This is a genomic window from Ruegeria sp. F5, from assembly GCF_056533845.1.
In genome coordinates, this window is the sequence record NZ_JBQFOU010000007.1 from 44,123 (window position 1) to 59,133 (window position 15,011).

The 15,011-nt window shown below is 61.7% G+C and carries 10 protein-coding genes; 8 read left to right on the top strand and 2 right to left on the bottom strand.

Annotation, left to right across the window (positions count from 1 at the left end; all coding sequences use genetic code 11):
• Positions 1-3 precede the first annotated feature (3 nt).
• Complete coding sequence (locus ACR0K1_RS12305; RefSeq protein WP_480850832.1) at positions 4-1,557, bottom strand: UxaA family hydrolase; 1,554 nt, start codon at positions 1,555-1,557, stop codon at positions 4-6.
• Between the two features lie 84 nt (positions 1,558-1,641).
• Here ACR0K1_RS12305 and ACR0K1_RS12310 point away from each other — a divergent pair, with 84 nt between their 5' ends.
• From ACR0K1_RS12310 to ACR0K1_RS12335, 6 genes are read left to right on the top strand one after another with little or no spacing between them, the layout of a single operon-like run.
• Complete coding sequence (locus ACR0K1_RS12310; protein WP_480612625.1) at positions 1,642-2,379, top strand: GntR family transcriptional regulator; 738 nt, start codon at positions 1,642-1,644, stop codon at positions 2,377-2,379.
• On the top strand, positions 2,376-3,428 hold the full coding sequence (locus ACR0K1_RS12315) for an aldo/keto reductase (RefSeq protein WP_480612626.1): 1,053 nt from the start codon (positions 2,376-2,378) through the stop codon (positions 3,426-3,428). The genes ACR0K1_RS12310 and ACR0K1_RS12315 overlap by 4 nt, the downstream gene beginning before the upstream one ends.
• Positions 3,418-3,846, top strand: coding sequence for an RbsD/FucU family protein (locus ACR0K1_RS12320; protein ID WP_480612627.1), 429 nt, complete (start codon positions 3,418-3,420; stop codon positions 3,844-3,846). Before ACR0K1_RS12315 ends, ACR0K1_RS12320 begins: the two co-directional genes overlap by 11 nt.
• Positions 3,843-4,673, top strand: coding sequence for an amidohydrolase family protein (locus ACR0K1_RS12325; RefSeq protein WP_480612628.1), 831 nt, complete (start codon positions 3,843-3,845; stop codon positions 4,671-4,673). Before ACR0K1_RS12320 ends, ACR0K1_RS12325 begins: the two co-directional genes overlap by 4 nt.
• A gap of 1 nt (position 4,674) precedes the next feature.
• Positions 4,675-5,787 carry a fumarylacetoacetate hydrolase family protein gene (locus tag ACR0K1_RS12330; RefSeq protein WP_480850835.1) on the top strand — a complete coding sequence of 371 codons (1,113 nt, stop codon included), beginning with the start codon at positions 4,675-4,677 and terminating at the stop codon, positions 5,785-5,787.
• Positions 5,788-5,799: 12 nt separating this feature from the next.
• Positions 5,800-7,302 carry an aldehyde dehydrogenase (NADP(+)) gene (locus ACR0K1_RS12335; RefSeq protein ID WP_480850837.1) on the top strand — a complete coding sequence of 501 codons (1,503 nt, stop codon included), beginning with the start codon at positions 5,800-5,802 and terminating at the stop codon, positions 7,300-7,302.
• Positions 7,303-7,428: 126 nt separating this feature from the next.
• On the opposite strand, the gene ACR0K1_RS12340 is transcribed toward ACR0K1_RS12335, so the two are convergent.
• On the bottom strand, positions 7,429-12,657 hold the full coding sequence (locus ACR0K1_RS12340) for a peptidoglycan-binding protein (protein WP_480850839.1): 5,229 nt from the start codon (positions 12,655-12,657) through the stop codon (positions 7,429-7,431).
• 99 nt (positions 12,658-12,756) lie between these two features.
• On the opposite strand from ACR0K1_RS12340, the gene ACR0K1_RS12345 reads away from it, so the two are divergent.
• Both ACR0K1_RS12345 and ACR0K1_RS12350 read left to right on the top strand, forming a co-directional pair.
• Positions 12,757-13,740 carry a peptidoglycan-binding domain-containing protein gene (locus ACR0K1_RS12345; RefSeq protein ID WP_480612632.1) on the top strand — a complete coding sequence of 328 codons (984 nt, stop codon included), beginning with the start codon at positions 12,757-12,759 and terminating at the stop codon, positions 13,738-13,740.
• 204 nt (positions 13,741-13,944) lie between these two features.
• Positions 13,945-14,919: a LysR family transcriptional regulator gene (locus ACR0K1_RS12350; RefSeq protein ID WP_480612633.1), complete on the top strand. Its 975-nt coding sequence runs from the start codon at positions 13,945-13,947 to the stop codon at positions 14,917-14,919.
• Positions 14,920-15,011 lie beyond the last annotated feature (92 nt).

Here is a 15,011-nt window from a genome sequence, read left to right on the forward strand (position 1 = left end):
GGGTTACATCACCGCGCCGATTTGCCAGGGGACGAATTCAACGCCCCCAAAGCCCAGTTCCTCGCTTTTGGTTTTCTCGCCGGATGCGACGCGGATCAGAATTTCAAAGAGTTCTTCGCCCTTCGCCTCGATACTGACCCCGTCGGTGACGATGTCCCCGCAGTTCAGGTCCATGTCGTCACCCATCCGGGCATACATCTCGGAATTCGTGGCCAGCTTGATGCAGGGCGTCGGCTGATAGCCTGACACCGAGCCGCGCCCGGTGGTGAACACGATCAGGTTGGACCCCGACGCCACCTGCCCGGTGACCGAGCATGGATCGAACCCCGGGCTGTCCATGAAGACGAAGCCGTTCTTGTTGACGATTTCGCCAAACTTGTAGACTTCGCGCAGCGGTGCGGTGCCGCCCTTGGCTACGGCGCCCAGTGATTTTTCCAGAATGGTCGTCAACCCGCCACGCTTGTTCCCGGGGCTGGGGTTGTTGTCCATCTCGCCACCGTTGCGCGCCGTGTAATCCTCCCACCAGTGGATGCGTTCGATGAGTTTTTCACCCACCTCCACCGTCTCGGCCCGGCGGGTCAGCAGGTGTTCTGCCCCATAGACCTCGGAGGTTTCCGACAGAATTGTCGTGCCGCCATGGCGCACCAGAAGATCGGAGGCATAGCCAAGCGCAGGGTTGGCCGTGATGCCGGAGTAGCCATCCGATCCGCCGCATTGCATGCCCACCGTGATGGCACTGACTGGCGCGGTTGCGCGCGTGGCCTGATTGGCCAGTTCCGCGATGCCGCGCAATTCTGCCAACCCCCGTTCGATCGTGCGGCGGGTGCCGCCTTCGTTCTGGATCGTCATGTAACGCAGCGCGCCGTCCGGGCGGATCGGACGCCCGCCCACCAGATCGGCAACCTGCATCACCTCGCAGCCCAGGCCGATCAGCAGAATACCGGCAAAATTCGGATGCTGTGCATAGCCTGCCAGGGTCCGAAACAGGGTCGCATACCCATCGTCCGTTGCCGACATGCCGCAACCGGTGCCGTGCACAATCGGGACGATCCCGTCCACGTTCGGATACGCGTCCAACAATCCGGACTTTTCCGCAGCCTCGGCAATGAACCGCGCCACCGACCCCGAGCAGTTCACCGTGGTCAGGATACCGATGTAGTTGCGCGTTCCCACCTTCCCGTCGGCACGGTGAAAGCCCTGAAATGTGCGGTTTTCGGCAATCGCCGGCAGCGGCGTGTTGGCGCTGGCATGGGCATAGTCCTGCTGGTGATCGCCCATCCCAAGATTGTGGACATGCACATGCTCACCCGGGGCGATATCGGTCTTTGCCTGACCGATGATCTGGCCATAGCGAATCACGTTCCCGCCTGCTGCGATAGCAGTGGTGGCGATCTTGTGACCGCGCGAAATCTGACTTTTCAGGGGGGCCTGCAAGCCGACCGGCTGGTCGCCCTGAACCATATCACGCAGCGCGATGATAACATTGTCTTTCGGGTTCAGCATGACCGCGTCGTGCCGGGTGTCCTTAGTGGCGTTGATGTCATCACGTGCTTGCATTGGGTTCTCGCTTGTCTGGCCAGCAGTGCTACGTTGAATATACCCTCTTGTCAACTAACATGTTAGAATGCTAATTACTCAAGAATGAACAAGTTCCAAGACATTGACGCCGCACTGTTGCCCGAGATCACGACGACCGAAGGGTCCCTGACCCAACGGGTTCACCACTCGCTGAAACAAGCGATTCTGGCGTTGGATTTTCCGCCCGGCGCGATCCTGCGAAAGGCCCCCGTTTGCGAACGCCTGGGCGTATCGCGCGCCCCTGTTGCGGATGCGATTGCCCGGTTGTCATCAGAGGGGTTGGTGGACGTTGTGCCGCAATCGGGCACCCGCGTATCTTATTTTTCGATGGACGAAATCCGCGAGGGCGTCTTTCTGCGCGAAGCGCTTGAACTGGCCACCGTCGCCAAGGTGGCCCGCGACCTGACCGATGATCAACGCAAACGGCTGAGCCGCAACATGCGCCTGCAGGAGTTGCTGATTGAAGACGAGGACATCGCCGGTTTTTACCAGGCAGACGAAGAGTTCCACAGCCTGCTGATGGAATTCACCGGCTTCCGCCGCCTCGCCGATGTGGCTCAGACCGTTTCGCTGCAAGTCAGCCGCGCCCGGATGCTGCTATTGCCGACAGCCGGCCGGATTGCCGAAACACTGGCCGAACACCGGGCAATCTTCGACGCCATCAGCAACCGCGACGAACAGGCGGCGCAGGACGCAATGCGCGCCCATCTTGGCCAGTTGTTGCCTCGTATCGAACAGCTGCAGGTTCAGCAGCCCTATTTGTTCAACCTTAGCCCACATACCAATAGCGAGGCAGGATGACCGTTTCTCAGACAGAATTGCTCAATACCCGCACGGCGCGACCCGTTCCCCTGACCCGCATGGGGTTTGGCGGCGCCCCGCTGGGGAACCTGTACCGCAAGGTTTCGGACGAAGATGCCCAGGCAGCATTGCAGGCTGCCTATGATGCAGGCATCCGGTTTTTCGATACTGCGCCGCAATATGGGCTCGGCCGGTCCGAACATCGCTTTGGCGAAGCGATTGCCCGTTTTGGCCGCGAAAACATGCAGCTGTCGACCAAGATCGGGCGCTTGCTGCTGGATTGCGAACCGCATGAGGTGACGCCCGAGGCCTTTGTTGATGTTCCCCAGAAACGGATCGTGTTTGACTATACCTATGACGGCGTCATGCGCTCGTACGAGGCCAGCCGCGCGCGGATTGGTGTGTCCAACGCCGATATCCTGCTGGTGCACGATGTCTGCGTCTTCAGCCAGGGCAGCCAGGAAATGTCGGACGCCAAAGTGCGCGAACTGTTCGATGGCGGCGGCTACAAGGCGCTGACCGAACTGCGCGACGCTGGTGAGGTCGCCGCAATCGGCGCGGGCGTAAACGAATGGCAGGTCTGCGAAAAACTGCTGGGGCTGGGCGATTTTGACGGCTTCCTGCTGGCCGGACGCTATACGTTGCTCGAGCAAGAGGCGCTCGACAGCTTTCTGCCGCTTTGTGAAGAGCGCGATGTCGGGATCATTCTGGGCGGGCCGTATAATTCGGGCATTCTCGCCACTGGTGCAGTGCCCGGCGCAAAGTACAATTACGCGGACGCGCCGCAGGGCATTCTGGACCGGGTTCGCAAGATCGAAGCTGTCTGCGCGGCGCACAACACGCCGCTGATAGCGGCTGCGCTGCAATTTGTTCTGGGTCATCCCTGCGTCAAAACGGTGATCCCCGGCGCTGTTAACGCCGCCGAAGTGCAATCGAACGTCGCATTGATGGCCCACGAGATTCCGCCGGGCCTCTGGTCCGATCTGAGGTCCGAGGCGCTGATCCGCCCGGACGCACCGTTACCGAGCGAGGCCGCCGATGCTGCGTAACATCGATCCACTTTTGTCACCCGACCTGCTGCACGCCTTGCGCGCGATGGGGCATGGCGACGAAATCGTTATCGCGGATGCAAACTTTCCGGGCTCCAGCATTGGCCCGGCCTGCATACGGGCAGATGGGTCCTCGGCCAGTGACATTCTTCAGGCGGTGCTCTCTGTCATGCCACTGGACAGTTTCGTCCCCGATCCGGCGCTGACCATGCAGGTGGTCGGGGACCCGGACGCGGTGTCCGACGCCGTGACCGATTTTCAGGCCATTATCAACGCCGTCGCCGACAACCCGGTCCGGATTCAGGGACTGGAGCGGTTCGCCTTCTACGACCGCGCCGCCCGCGGTTTTGCGATTGTGCAGACGGGTGAGCGCAGGCTCTATGGCAATATCATCCTGAAAAAGGGCGTGATCGGATGAGGATTGACGCGCACCAGCATTTCTGGGTGTTGGCGCGGGGCGATTATGGCTGGCTGACACCGGACCTTGCCGCAATCTACCGCGATTTCACACCGGATGATCTTGCGCCCTTGCTTGTAAAGGCAGACATCGCCGGCACCGTACTGGTGCAGGCCGCCCCAACGGTGGCCGAAACGGAATACATGCTGTCCCTGGCCGACGACACGCCATTTATCAAAGGCGTTGTCGGCTGGGTCGACTTCGAAGCGGCTGATGCCCCGGCAAGAATTGCCGCGCTGGCTGCCCATCCGGCCCTTGTCGGGCTGCGACCGATGATTCAGGACATCGGGAACCCGTACTGGATGCTTGACGACGCTTTGACCCCGGCCTTCGAAGCCCTGCAACAGCACGACCTGACCTTCGATGCGCTGACCCTGCCCCGTCACCTTCCCCCTTTGCGGCAGCTTCTGGAGCGTTTTCCGAAGATGCGTGTGGTGATTGATCACGGGTCCAAACCGCTGATCCGCGATGGGGTGATCGAAGGCTGGGCCGAAGACATGGCCGCCCTCGCCCGCGACACGGACGCCTGGTGCAAGCTGTCCGGTCTGGTCACCGAAGCCGGGCCGGATTGGACGGTCGACAGCCTTAAACCTTACGTCGAGCATCTGCTGGATACTTTTGGCCCGTCGCGCCTGATCTGGGGCAGTGACTGGCCGGTCAGCACTCTGGCCAGCAGTTATGAGCGTTGGCTGAATACGACCAACTTGCTGTTGCAGGAGCTGACCGAAGCCGACCGCAATGCGGTTCTGGGCGGCAACGCCGCCCGAGCCTACAATCTCAGGGATTAAGATGACTTTTCCGAAACTGGACTCATCCGGGCTGTGGCTTGGGCGTGTTGAGCGGCCGGGGGTTGGCCCCTGCGTGGTGACTGTGCGCGACGGGCAAGTGTTCGACATCACCTCGAAACAAGCGCCGACGGTGCGGGATGTTCTGGAACGCGACGATGCCGCCGCCTATACGCGCTCCGCACCGGGTGAGATTCTGGGCCCGTTGGGTGCGGATCATCATTGGCTCGCCCCCTGCGACCTGCAACCGGTCAAAGCCTGCGGCGTGACCTTCGCTGGTTCGATGGTCGAACGCGTGATCGAGGAACAGGCCGCCGGCGATCCGGCAAAGGCCGACGCCATCCGGTCCCGCATCGGCGCGCGCATCGGCGACAGCCTGTCCAATATTGTGCCCGGCTCGGACGCGGCGGCGGATGTGAAACAGGCGCTGATCGAAGAAGGGTTATGGAGCCAGTACCTTGAGGTCGGCATCGGCCCCGATGCCGAAGTGTTTTCCAAAGCGCAGGTTCTGTCTTCGGTCGGGTTCGGGGCGGAAATCGGACTGCACCCGATCTCGACCTGGAACAACCCCGAACCCGAGGTGGTTCTGGCCGTCACCTCGAAAGGCGACATCAAAGGCGCTACGCTGGGCAATGACGTGAACTTGCGCGATGTCGAAGGACGCTCGGCCCTGTTGCTGAGCAAGGCCAAGGACAACAACGCATCCTGCGCGATCGGACCGATGATCCGGCTGTTCGATGATGGGTTCACTCTGGACGATGTACGTCAGGCTGAACTGACGCTAACCGTCACCGGACCGGATGGATTTGTTCTGAACGGCAGCTCGTCGATGTCCCAGATCAGCCGCGATCCTGCGGATCTTGTGAAGCAGACAATCGGGCGTCACCACCAATATCCTGACGGACTGATGCTGTTTCTCGGCACGCTTTTCGCCCCGACCCAGGACCGGGATACCCCCGGCGGCGGGTTCACGCACAAACTCGGCGACGTCGTCACCATTGCCAATACACAACTTGGGGCACTGACAAACACAGTGCGCCTGTCGACCGAATGCGCCGAATGGACCTTCGGGGCGTCACATCTGATGCGAAACCTCGCCCATCGCGGCCTGCTGTAAGAGAGAACGAATATGTTGACTGGAAAACACCTGATCGCTGGAGAAAGGGTCGGCGCAGATGCGACTTTTGCTTCCGAACCCGCGCATGGACCAAGCCATGATTTTTCTGTCGGAACAGCGGCATTGGTCGATACCGCAGTGGAAGCGGCCGAGTCTGCGTTTGCCACTTTCGGGTGGTCCTCGCGCGCTGAGCGCGCCGCTCTTCTACGCAAGATCGCGGATGAGATCGACGCACGCGGCGATACCATCACCGAGATCGGAACGCAGGAAACCGGCCTGCCCGAAGCGCGCCTGCAGGGTGAACGTGGCCGCACCGTGGGCCAGCTGCGCCTGTTCGCGGACCACGTTGAACAGGGCGATTATCTCGACATGCGCCACGACCCGGCCATGCCCGACCGCGCGCCCCTGCCCCGGCCCGACTTGCGCATGATCCAGCGCCCTCTGGGTCCCTTGGCGGTGTTTGGTGCATCGAACTTCCCGCTGGCCTTCTCGGTTGCGGGGGGCGATACCGCCGCGGCACTGGCTGCAGGATGCCCCGTTGTCGTCAAAGGCCATTCGGCCCATCCCGGCACGGGCGAGATCGTCGCGCAGGCCATCGACGCCGCGATCAAGGCGACAGGGGTTCACCCCGGCGTGTTCTCGTTGGTGCAGGGCGGCAAGCGCGATGTGGGCACCCGTCTGGTGCAGCACCCGCTGATCCGGGCCGTGGGCTTTACCGGCAGTCTGAGCGGTGGCCGCGCGCTGTTCGACCTGTACGCCCAGCGCGATGAGCCCATCCCGTTCTTTGGCGAACTGGGCTCGGTCAATCCGATGTTCATCCTGCCGCAAGCCGCTGCCGAGCGTGGGGCCGAGATCGGCACCGGTTGGGCGGCTTCGCTGACCATGGGCGCAGGTCAGTTCTGCACCAACCCCGGCATCGCGGTGATCATCGGCGGCCCCGAGGCCGATGCCTTCCAGACCGCCGCCGAGGCAGGCCTGTCCGCCACCGCCAACCAAACGATGCTGACCGACGGCATTGCCGACGCCTATCGCGACGGCGTCGCCCGCGTGGCCGCTGGCACCGGCGTGACGCAGGTGATGGGCACAAGCTGCGCGGCCCGTGAGGCCGCGCCGTACCTGTTCACGGTCTCCGGCGATGACTGGCTGGCCGATCACAAGCTGCAGGCAGAGGTGTTTGGCCCGCTGGGTATCGTAGTGCGCGTGCGCGATGCTGCCCAAATGCAACAAATCGCCCGCGCCATCGAAGGGCAACTTACCTGCACCCTGCATCTGGACGACGGCGACACTGCCGACGCGCAGGCTCTGCTGCCATTGCTGGAACGCAAGGCAGGCAGGTTGCTGGCCAACAGCTTCCCAACGGGCGTTGAGGTCTGCGACAGCATGGTCCATGGCGGCCCCTATCCGGCATCGACCAATTTCGGCGCAACATCCGTCGGAACCCTGTCAATCCGCCGCTTCCTGCGCCCGGTCTGCTATCAGGACATCCCCGCAGGATTGCTGCCTGAGCAGGTGTGAGAGGCGCGGTCGCTGCCCGTCCTGCTTCGGTTGAGCAAAACGGCCCAGAGAACGACGATCCCTCAGCCGCGCCTGTAGCGGCAGCGCCGCCTCAAGCAGCCAAACTGCTGGGCTGAACCCCGGCTGCTATTCGCAGGACAGGGAAATCAGGGTCGCATTGCTGCCGCGGGAAAAGGATATCAGGGCGGTTCTCACCTCGCGTACCTCTCTCGGCACATCGCCCACGTTCTTGAACAGACAGGCGACTTCGGTTCGTGCTGGTACGGCAGCCTGTGTCGTCTCCATCCAATTCTGCCACGAGAAGTCCTGTTGCGACCTGAACTCCTGCTCCAGCCTCGCAAACGGGGACACTGCGACGTGCTTCACCTGATAGCGCCGCTCTCCGTCATGCGTGACCGTTGCCAAACCGTTGACAGGCCCGAGCAACAGCCTGGCACCGCGTTCGAGGCGATCCAATGTCCCGATATGATCCACCTCGAGCGCGGCGGCGAGGTCGTCCAGACTGCCCCGCCCGGTTGCGATAAACCCCTCGGCCCGGGCGACGATTGCCGCGCGGCGGCGCTGCAGTTCGGCAGCGAGCGCGTCCGCCTTGGCCTGCGCCGCCGCTTGCCTTTCGTTTGCGACACGCGTCTGTTCCTGCTGTCGCAACGTGTTCTGCATCGCGGTTTGAACCGGGTTGTAAAACTCGCGCCAGGTCAGCGTATCCCGGTCATAATTTCGGCCCCGCACAACTTGCGCGCCGTCCCGCTGGATAGTGACGACAATGTTCTCAAACCCCTTCGCGCGCACAGGGCATTCGGCCTGAGCGAACAAGGCCCCCCGTCCCATCAGTTCCTGCACCACCCAACTGTTTTCAAAATAAACCTCCGGCGTTCCGCGCGGCGTGTCGACGCTGACGGCCCGGTATCCCGATGACGCCTGATCACAGCTGACAAGGCTGAACTTGAAGTCATTCAGGTCAACATCGTACCGCAATACCCCGTCCGACAGCGCCATTCCCCAGTTCGGACCGACACGCGTGCGCCAGATCACTTCCGGGCCCCGCGTCCACTCGATCATTCCCGGCCCGGACGCCCGGTTGTTGTTGCAGGCCCCATTCCAGCGGAATCCGGTCGCATCAGCCCAACCGTTCGACAGCGCACAGCGCCCCTTTTCCGAGAAGATATCGGGCATGTTCCGGCCATAAATCTCGGCTGTGACAGTCTCGCTCACAATCGGGTTCCGGGGCTTTTCCACGACACTGGCCACCTGAAATGAACCAGAGAACGCACCGCCATGGTTCAGGAACAACGTCTCACCCGACCCGCAGTAGTAGAGCTGATAGTCATGCATCGCGCAGTAGGCCACACGCGGGTTCAGACAAAAGCGGTCCCCCTCAACCATTTGCTGCGTTACGGGTTTCATAGACCTGCGACCCTGCGGATCGACAACCTCCATCGAAACGTCACCGAACAGCTTGCGGCGGAAATCGACCGATATCGGGCCGTGGGCCTGTGTACAGCCTTCAAGCGTTTGGGCCGGATACGCCCGGGCGATATCGCGCAGAACAGCCGCAACCGCAGCCCCGGTCTGCCAGCTTTCAGGAACTTCGGCGGTGTCCTGTTGGGGTTCACTGTCGGCAGACGCATCCAATGTGCTCAGCGCGGTCGATCTGAGGAATGTTTCAACCAGAACTTTCGGCGCATCGTTGCCTCCGCTGGCAAGCTTCACCAACAAGTCGATCGGCCCTTCGGCAGATAGCGGGGTCAGCCCCTGTTCTGCATCCCCCGCCGCGCGCATCCGTGCGATATCTACACGTGCGGTGTCCTGATCCCCCCTGGCCAGGGCTTCCAGGGCGCGATACCCCAGAACGGTTATCTGATACGCCGCCACGGCATCGTCTTTGCCAACAATGTCGGCAAGGTTTGCCCGGGTCGAGGCGAACCAGTCCACGCGCAGCGCCTCGGTCCGATCACCGGGATGCGCCTCGACAAGCTGACTTAATATCTCGGCCCCATTGGCAACCGCAAACAAACCGGTCGCCTGCGTGCGCGACAGCGCGTTTGTCGCCTGATAGATGTCGTGGACGTCGTGAAGCCGGTCGACAACAGGCCCCACAACGGACGCGCCGCTGGGATCGGTCCCAGCCCTGACAAGCCCCGCGCCCTCGACAATTGTGGCATCGACAAAAGCTTGCAGAGGAACCCGCCACTCATCTGGCAACTCGGACAACGGACCCGATCCGAACATGTAACCCGAGACCAGATCACCCGCGGCTTCGGCCAGAACCGCCTCGCCCGCGCTGATCACGACGTCAGATCCGATGACAGCCAGCATGCCTTGCGGGTCGCGAGCAAGTTGGGTCGCAAAGTCCTGCGCGCTTAGACCAAGCCGCGCTGCGGTTCCATCGGGCTCCATTCCCCGCAAGAGGATAAATGCCGTTTGCAGCGCGTCGGTGGTTGCGGCTTTTTCAGCTGCGCCCAGATAGTCGAGACCTGCGACGATTGCGCCAAGATCCGGGTTTTCAGCATCGAGCTTCGATGCCTGTTCTTCTGACCGGGGCTGGCTACCAGATGCGGCGGCGCTGTCAAAACCATGGGCCGCGTACAAGGCGCTTTGCTCGGGACACCGAGTGAAACGGCGCGGCGCGGCATCCTGTGGCAGGGCGGCCAGCATATCCAGATCGACGAAACTTTCGTTCGATTGCACGTCGAACCGCCAACGGCCTTCGCTGGAGGTCGCTCCTTCGGAACAAGTGCCGCGAAACAGGGTCACTCCATCGCGAATGTCAGTCCGTTGCGTCGTGCAAAGGCCTTCGACCCCCCACGTAGTGTTGTTTTCGCGGATAATCCGCTGCTGCAGATGGGCGGTTTCGTACGGAACGCTGTCTGTATCGCAAAGCGCCGGGTCATCGACATAAACGCCGTTGAGCAAAGGTGTGTTGGCATCTATCTGATCGGGGACCGGCGTGCCTGCGCATGGCGCACTGAACCCGTCTGCTTTCGCAAGCGCCTGGGCGGTGGCCCGGTCCGGTTGCCCGGTGGGCGGCAGGCAGTGTTCCGCCTGAAACTGCATCAGTGCCTGCCGGGTCTGCGGACCGGGAAATCCATCCATCTCGCCCGCGTCATATCCCAAAGCGTTCAGCGAGAATTGCAACCGGTCGGGCAGCTTGCTGAGAACGTCCGCCGTTTTCTCCTGCGGATCGCTCGGGTCCGTCAGAAGTAACCCGATGGGACGGCGCACAAGCCGGTTGCCGGTTGCCGGGCCGATATCCAAAAAGGAAACGGCGCTTCCAAGGAAGGCGCAGGCGCGGCACCCGTCAATCACGTATTCAATCAGGGTGAATCGCTGCGTTCCGTCCTCAAGTTGGCGATGGGATTGTATCGCCATCCCGCCCAGATTGCCGGCTTTTGGAAAACGGCGCAGCATCGTTTGGCTGGTCTGATCCCGAAACGTTTGCTGCAAATCGCTGGAATACTGCACAATCTGAAACCCGACGGCACCGTTCACCAGAACCGGCGTGTGGTAGACCGTGTTGCCAATGAACTGCGATATTGCCAGATCAACGGCCCCGAGTTCTCGAAACTGATTGCCGACACTCGATCCCGAATAATCCTTGTCAGATGCGAACGAGAACGCAATCGCCTCGGGCGACAGACCCAGCGCCTTCAGGCAGGCCTCATCTTGCTTGGCCGCGTCGCGGCAGGGGGCAAAACCAACCTCGACACCCGCAACAAGACCCGGCCCCCAATCGTTTGGTGCCGAAGCTGTCTCTTGCGGGCTTCGTTCCGGCTTGGACTGCCCGGTGTCAAACCCGAATGAACTGATGCGGTGCGTGCCGTCAATCGAGCCTGCCACCTCGGGCGACGTGCAACCGGCATCCGCGCATTTCAGGATGTCGTAGCTCAGCGCGACCCGGTCTTCGCCGTCCCAGGCCAGAGTATCGAGTTTGGGAACGGCCCACTGACCCGGCTTAAGATCATCGGTCAGAACCGTATGCGACTGGCCGGTTGCCGTGTCTGCAAAGACAGGATCAGCCTGCCAGTCCGACGCTGAAAGCGGGAAAGCCAGATACCGCCCGTCAGGCGACCACGCCACCGGCATCATAAAGATCCTGACATTCTGAGGCGCGGCAAGCCCACGGATCGAGGTTTCAGGAATGAAGTCATTGCGGACGATCTGCCGCGCCTTCAGGTCAATCAGCCCGGCACGCAGCCCTCCGCCATCATGGTCCCACTGCACTATGAAACCATGCTGCGCCTTGGGGGACAAAAACAGGCGTAGCTCCGTGTCTGCCGGGTTCCGGGTTGCAGGAAACAAAGGTTGATCCCGGTAGCGGGCCGAACCGTCAGCCAAGAGCGCGATATCCCCGGCGGTTTCGCCACGCTGCACCGTTCTGCGCGCCTGATAACTGACGATCCAGCTTTCAGACTCGGAACCCGATTGCGCCCCCTCCGTCGCGGATGAGGTATCTGCAATGGCCGTCTCAGGCTTATCTGCATTCGGAACACTTCCCCCAGCCCCTAAATGACGCGCGATGAAGGCGCGGCGCAGGAAAGTGTCAGGCTCGATCCAATCCCGGACGAAGACAGCGCTTCGAGAGACATCTCCGTCCGGATAAATGTTGTTGAACTCGGGATGCAGGTACTTGTACCGCCCCTCGAACCGGCGGGCCTCGAAATGCAGATGGCACCCTTTTGCGGCGCCGGTTTCACCGACCAGCCCGATCTGCTGTCCTGCCCCGACCGTCATCCCGACGCGCCATGGCGTACCGCTCGCATCAGTTGGGGCCTGTTGCAGGTGCAGATAAAGGGTGAACACCGCCCCTTCGTTGGTTTCGTGCCGCAGGACCACTGCGTTTCTGATCCCGGATTCGTCGTCCAGATCGCGGGTGTTGCGCGCCCTGTCGATCCCGGTGCGGGCCAGATCCTCATCCGAGACATCCGCCGAGACGACCCGCACCACTTCGCCGGTTAGCGGTGCCAGGACCGGCACGCCGCAATCAGACTGACCGGGAAAGCCGATATCAATGCCCGGGTGGGTGATCTGCCGACCCAGAGACGGGAACGCGCCATGCCTGAAACCGGTCACTTCGCTGTCCGGTATCAGCAATTGGTGCCAGTCCGGCCCATCGGGAAGACCCGGGACGCTCACCACACCAGCAGCGATAGACCCTGCCGCCGCACTGCCGGGGAATTCTTCGGCGATGGCCGACAACAACCGTCGGCGATACAGTGGATCTGACGCCCCATTGCTGCCTGTTATCGCGTCAACAAGCAGGCGGTTGGTGGTTTCCGTGTCGGTCTGGGCAAGTGTGTCTGTGGCCAAAATGGCCAGCGCAGCGGCGGCCATAACCGTGGCTCTGAACTCGTACATAGGCACCTCTCGGGTCTCATATTGGAACGGTAGGCGAGCATTGACTCCGATGGCAAGCTTTCCAATTATCGTAATGTGATTGTTTTAAGAGGTACTGGCATGGTTGGCTGGCTGGGTCGTTTTGGGCTGATAATGGCGTTCTTACTCGCTTTTGCGTCCAGTCCCGCAGCACAACAAAGCCCCGAGGCGCTGCTGGCCGAGGCCGAGCGCCTTTATCAGCAAGCAGATGGTTCGCCCTCCTCTCTGGCCCCTGTGAAAGAGCTTCTGGACCGGATCGTAAACGAATACCCCGCATCGGACCTTGCCGTCAGTGTGCTGCTGGCGGAACCCGTCGGCGCGATTGACGTGGCGGCGCTGAATGCCCGTCTGGACGGCAGCGGAACTGTGCCAGAGACGGTCGCAGAGGAACCGGCCAAGAAAGCGCTGCCGCCATTGCATTCGGGGCAAACTGCAGCTGCGCCTGTGCCAATAACACGCGGGACAGAGGCGACCGAAGCGGCACTGGGGCTTGATAAACAAGCCATTCGCGATTTGCAGGCCCGCCTTTTGGTGCTGGGATACGATCCAAACGGGATCGACGGTGTCGCCGGACGCGGCACACGTGCAGCCCTAAGGGCCTGGCAACAAAGCCAGGGCATCGAGGCGACCGGATACCTGAGCGGAGATCAACGCCAACGTCTTCGCGCCGCGTCCGAGGTGGCGCTGGGCGCGTGGCGCGCAGACCCGGACAATGAACGTCTGTACACACCGCCGCCACCCATCGCGCTGGGTCCCCGTAACCTGTCCGGAACGTGGCGCTTTACCACGAGATGCGGGGCCAACAGCGCGTTGGGGCGGACCACGATCACCGGGGTCCTGAATGTCGGTCACGCCGGGGGAAACAGATACAGCGGGCCCGTTCAGCAATCGCAGGGGTTTCGCGGGCAGTTTTCGGGGCGTTTGAACGGGCGCAAAATGTCGGGCGAGATCAATTGGGGCCTGCTTCTTGGGCGGGTTCAGGTCGTCGGGTACATTGCGGACCAGAAACTTACCATGAGCGGCCGGGATTCCAATCGATGCACGTTTTATGCGGCCAAGTCCTGACCGCGACCGATCCGGCGGCATTTTAGGGCCGCCTGCCGAGCGCAACATGGGGCAAACCGGAAATCCGCAGCCCGAACCAGACCTCTGAGCGCGCCCCTCAAACACACGGCTTTTCACGAACGCGAGACATGGGCGGCCACGCATTGCCTAATGCCTGCGATGGGCGCACCTTTGCCGCGTCACCATTCGATCATAGCCTTGAAAATGAACCTACGAGACCTTCAATACGTCCTTGCTGTTGCTGCCCACCGGAACTTCACGCGCGCATCTCAGGATGTTGCTGTCAGCCAACCGGCCCTCTCGAACCAGATCAAGAAGCTTGAGGCCGAACTGGGTGTTCCGATTTTCGAACGCGGCAAAGACGGGGTTTCCCTGACGGCCTTCGGTGAGGAGTTGATCACCCATGCCGCGCAGATCGTTGAGATTGTCGATACGATCGGCGATCTCGCGCAACGTCACCAGACGACCGAGTTGCCGCCGATCCGGCTGGGCATGACCCCGACCCTGGCCGCGTATCTGTCCTCATACTTTCGCGAGTTGTTCGCGACGGCGGTCGCCGACCGCAAGATCATCATCGTCGAGGAATACCCGATAGCGCTGGCCAAGATGGTCGAGGATCGCGCGGTCGACATGGCCTTCATCGCGCGCAAGAGCTTCGACAGCATCTATGGCGGGTCCAAACAGCCGCTGGATTTTACCTCTTTATGGCTCGAGCCGCTGTTTCTGGGTGTGCGCACGGACCATCCGCTGAGCCGAAAAACCAGCATCTGGGCGCATGAGGTTCCGGCATCGCAGTTGATCCGGTTCCCGATTTCCTTCGGCTACGATCTGGAGCGCGACCTGCCCGAGCCATCCAGCGCGGGGGCTGAGGAAACCGGCATCGACGTGACGACCGCACGGTTCGAAACGGTCTGCCGATATGTGGCGGAAAGCGATGCCTGTACCATGGTGAATGCCATCGCGGCAGAACAGTTCAAGCGCGACGGGTTCGGGCTGTGCTTTATCCCCTTCGATGACAAGGGCAACATGCGGGAACTTGGGGCGATCACCCGACCGCAATATCCCAATCCCGAGATCATCGAAGTGATGAACAACCATGTCTGCGCAACACCCCCACGCGGCACCGTCGCATCGCGCAACACGCGGCTTGTGAAGACACCCGTTTCGACGGATGGCTGAGAAACAGACCCGGGCGATCCCTGCCCGCGCAACATTGTTCCTTCACCGACAGCAACCTGAATTTGACCGACCCCCGAGGGGCTGAATACGGT

Excerpts from the sequence above, each read along its gene's own strand:
- ACR0K1_RS12330 (WP_480850835.1), top strand. The coding sequence starts at position 4,675 with ATGACTTTTCCGAAACTGGACTCATCCGGGCTGTGGCTTGGGCGTGTT.
- ACR0K1_RS12335 (WP_480850837.1), top strand. The coding sequence starts at position 5,800 with ATGTTGACTGGAAAACACCTGATCGCTGGAGAAAGGGTCGGCGCAGAT.
- ACR0K1_RS12305 (WP_480850832.1), bottom strand. The coding sequence starts at position 1,557 with ATGCAAGCACGTGATGACATCAACGCCACTAAGGACACCCGGCACGAC.
- ACR0K1_RS12315 (WP_480612626.1), top strand. The coding sequence starts at position 2,376 with ATGACCGTTTCTCAGACAGAATTGCTCAATACCCGCACGGCGCGACCC.
- ACR0K1_RS12340 (WP_480850839.1), bottom strand. The coding sequence starts at position 12,657 with ATGTACGAGTTCAGAGCCACGGTTATGGCCGCCGCTGCGCTGGCCATT.
- ACR0K1_RS12325 (WP_480612628.1), top strand. The coding sequence starts at position 3,843 with ATGAGGATTGACGCGCACCAGCATTTCTGGGTGTTGGCGCGGGGCGAT.
- ACR0K1_RS12320 (WP_480612627.1), top strand. The coding sequence starts at position 3,418 with ATGCTGCGTAACATCGATCCACTTTTGTCACCCGACCTGCTGCACGCC.
- ACR0K1_RS12310 (WP_480612625.1), top strand. The coding sequence starts at position 1,642 with ATGAACAAGTTCCAAGACATTGACGCCGCACTGTTGCCCGAGATCACG.
- ACR0K1_RS12345 (WP_480612632.1), top strand. The coding sequence starts at position 12,757 with ATGGTTGGCTGGCTGGGTCGTTTTGGGCTGATAATGGCGTTCTTACTC.
- ACR0K1_RS12350 (WP_480612633.1), top strand. The coding sequence starts at position 13,945 with ATGAACCTACGAGACCTTCAATACGTCCTTGCTGTTGCTGCCCACCGG.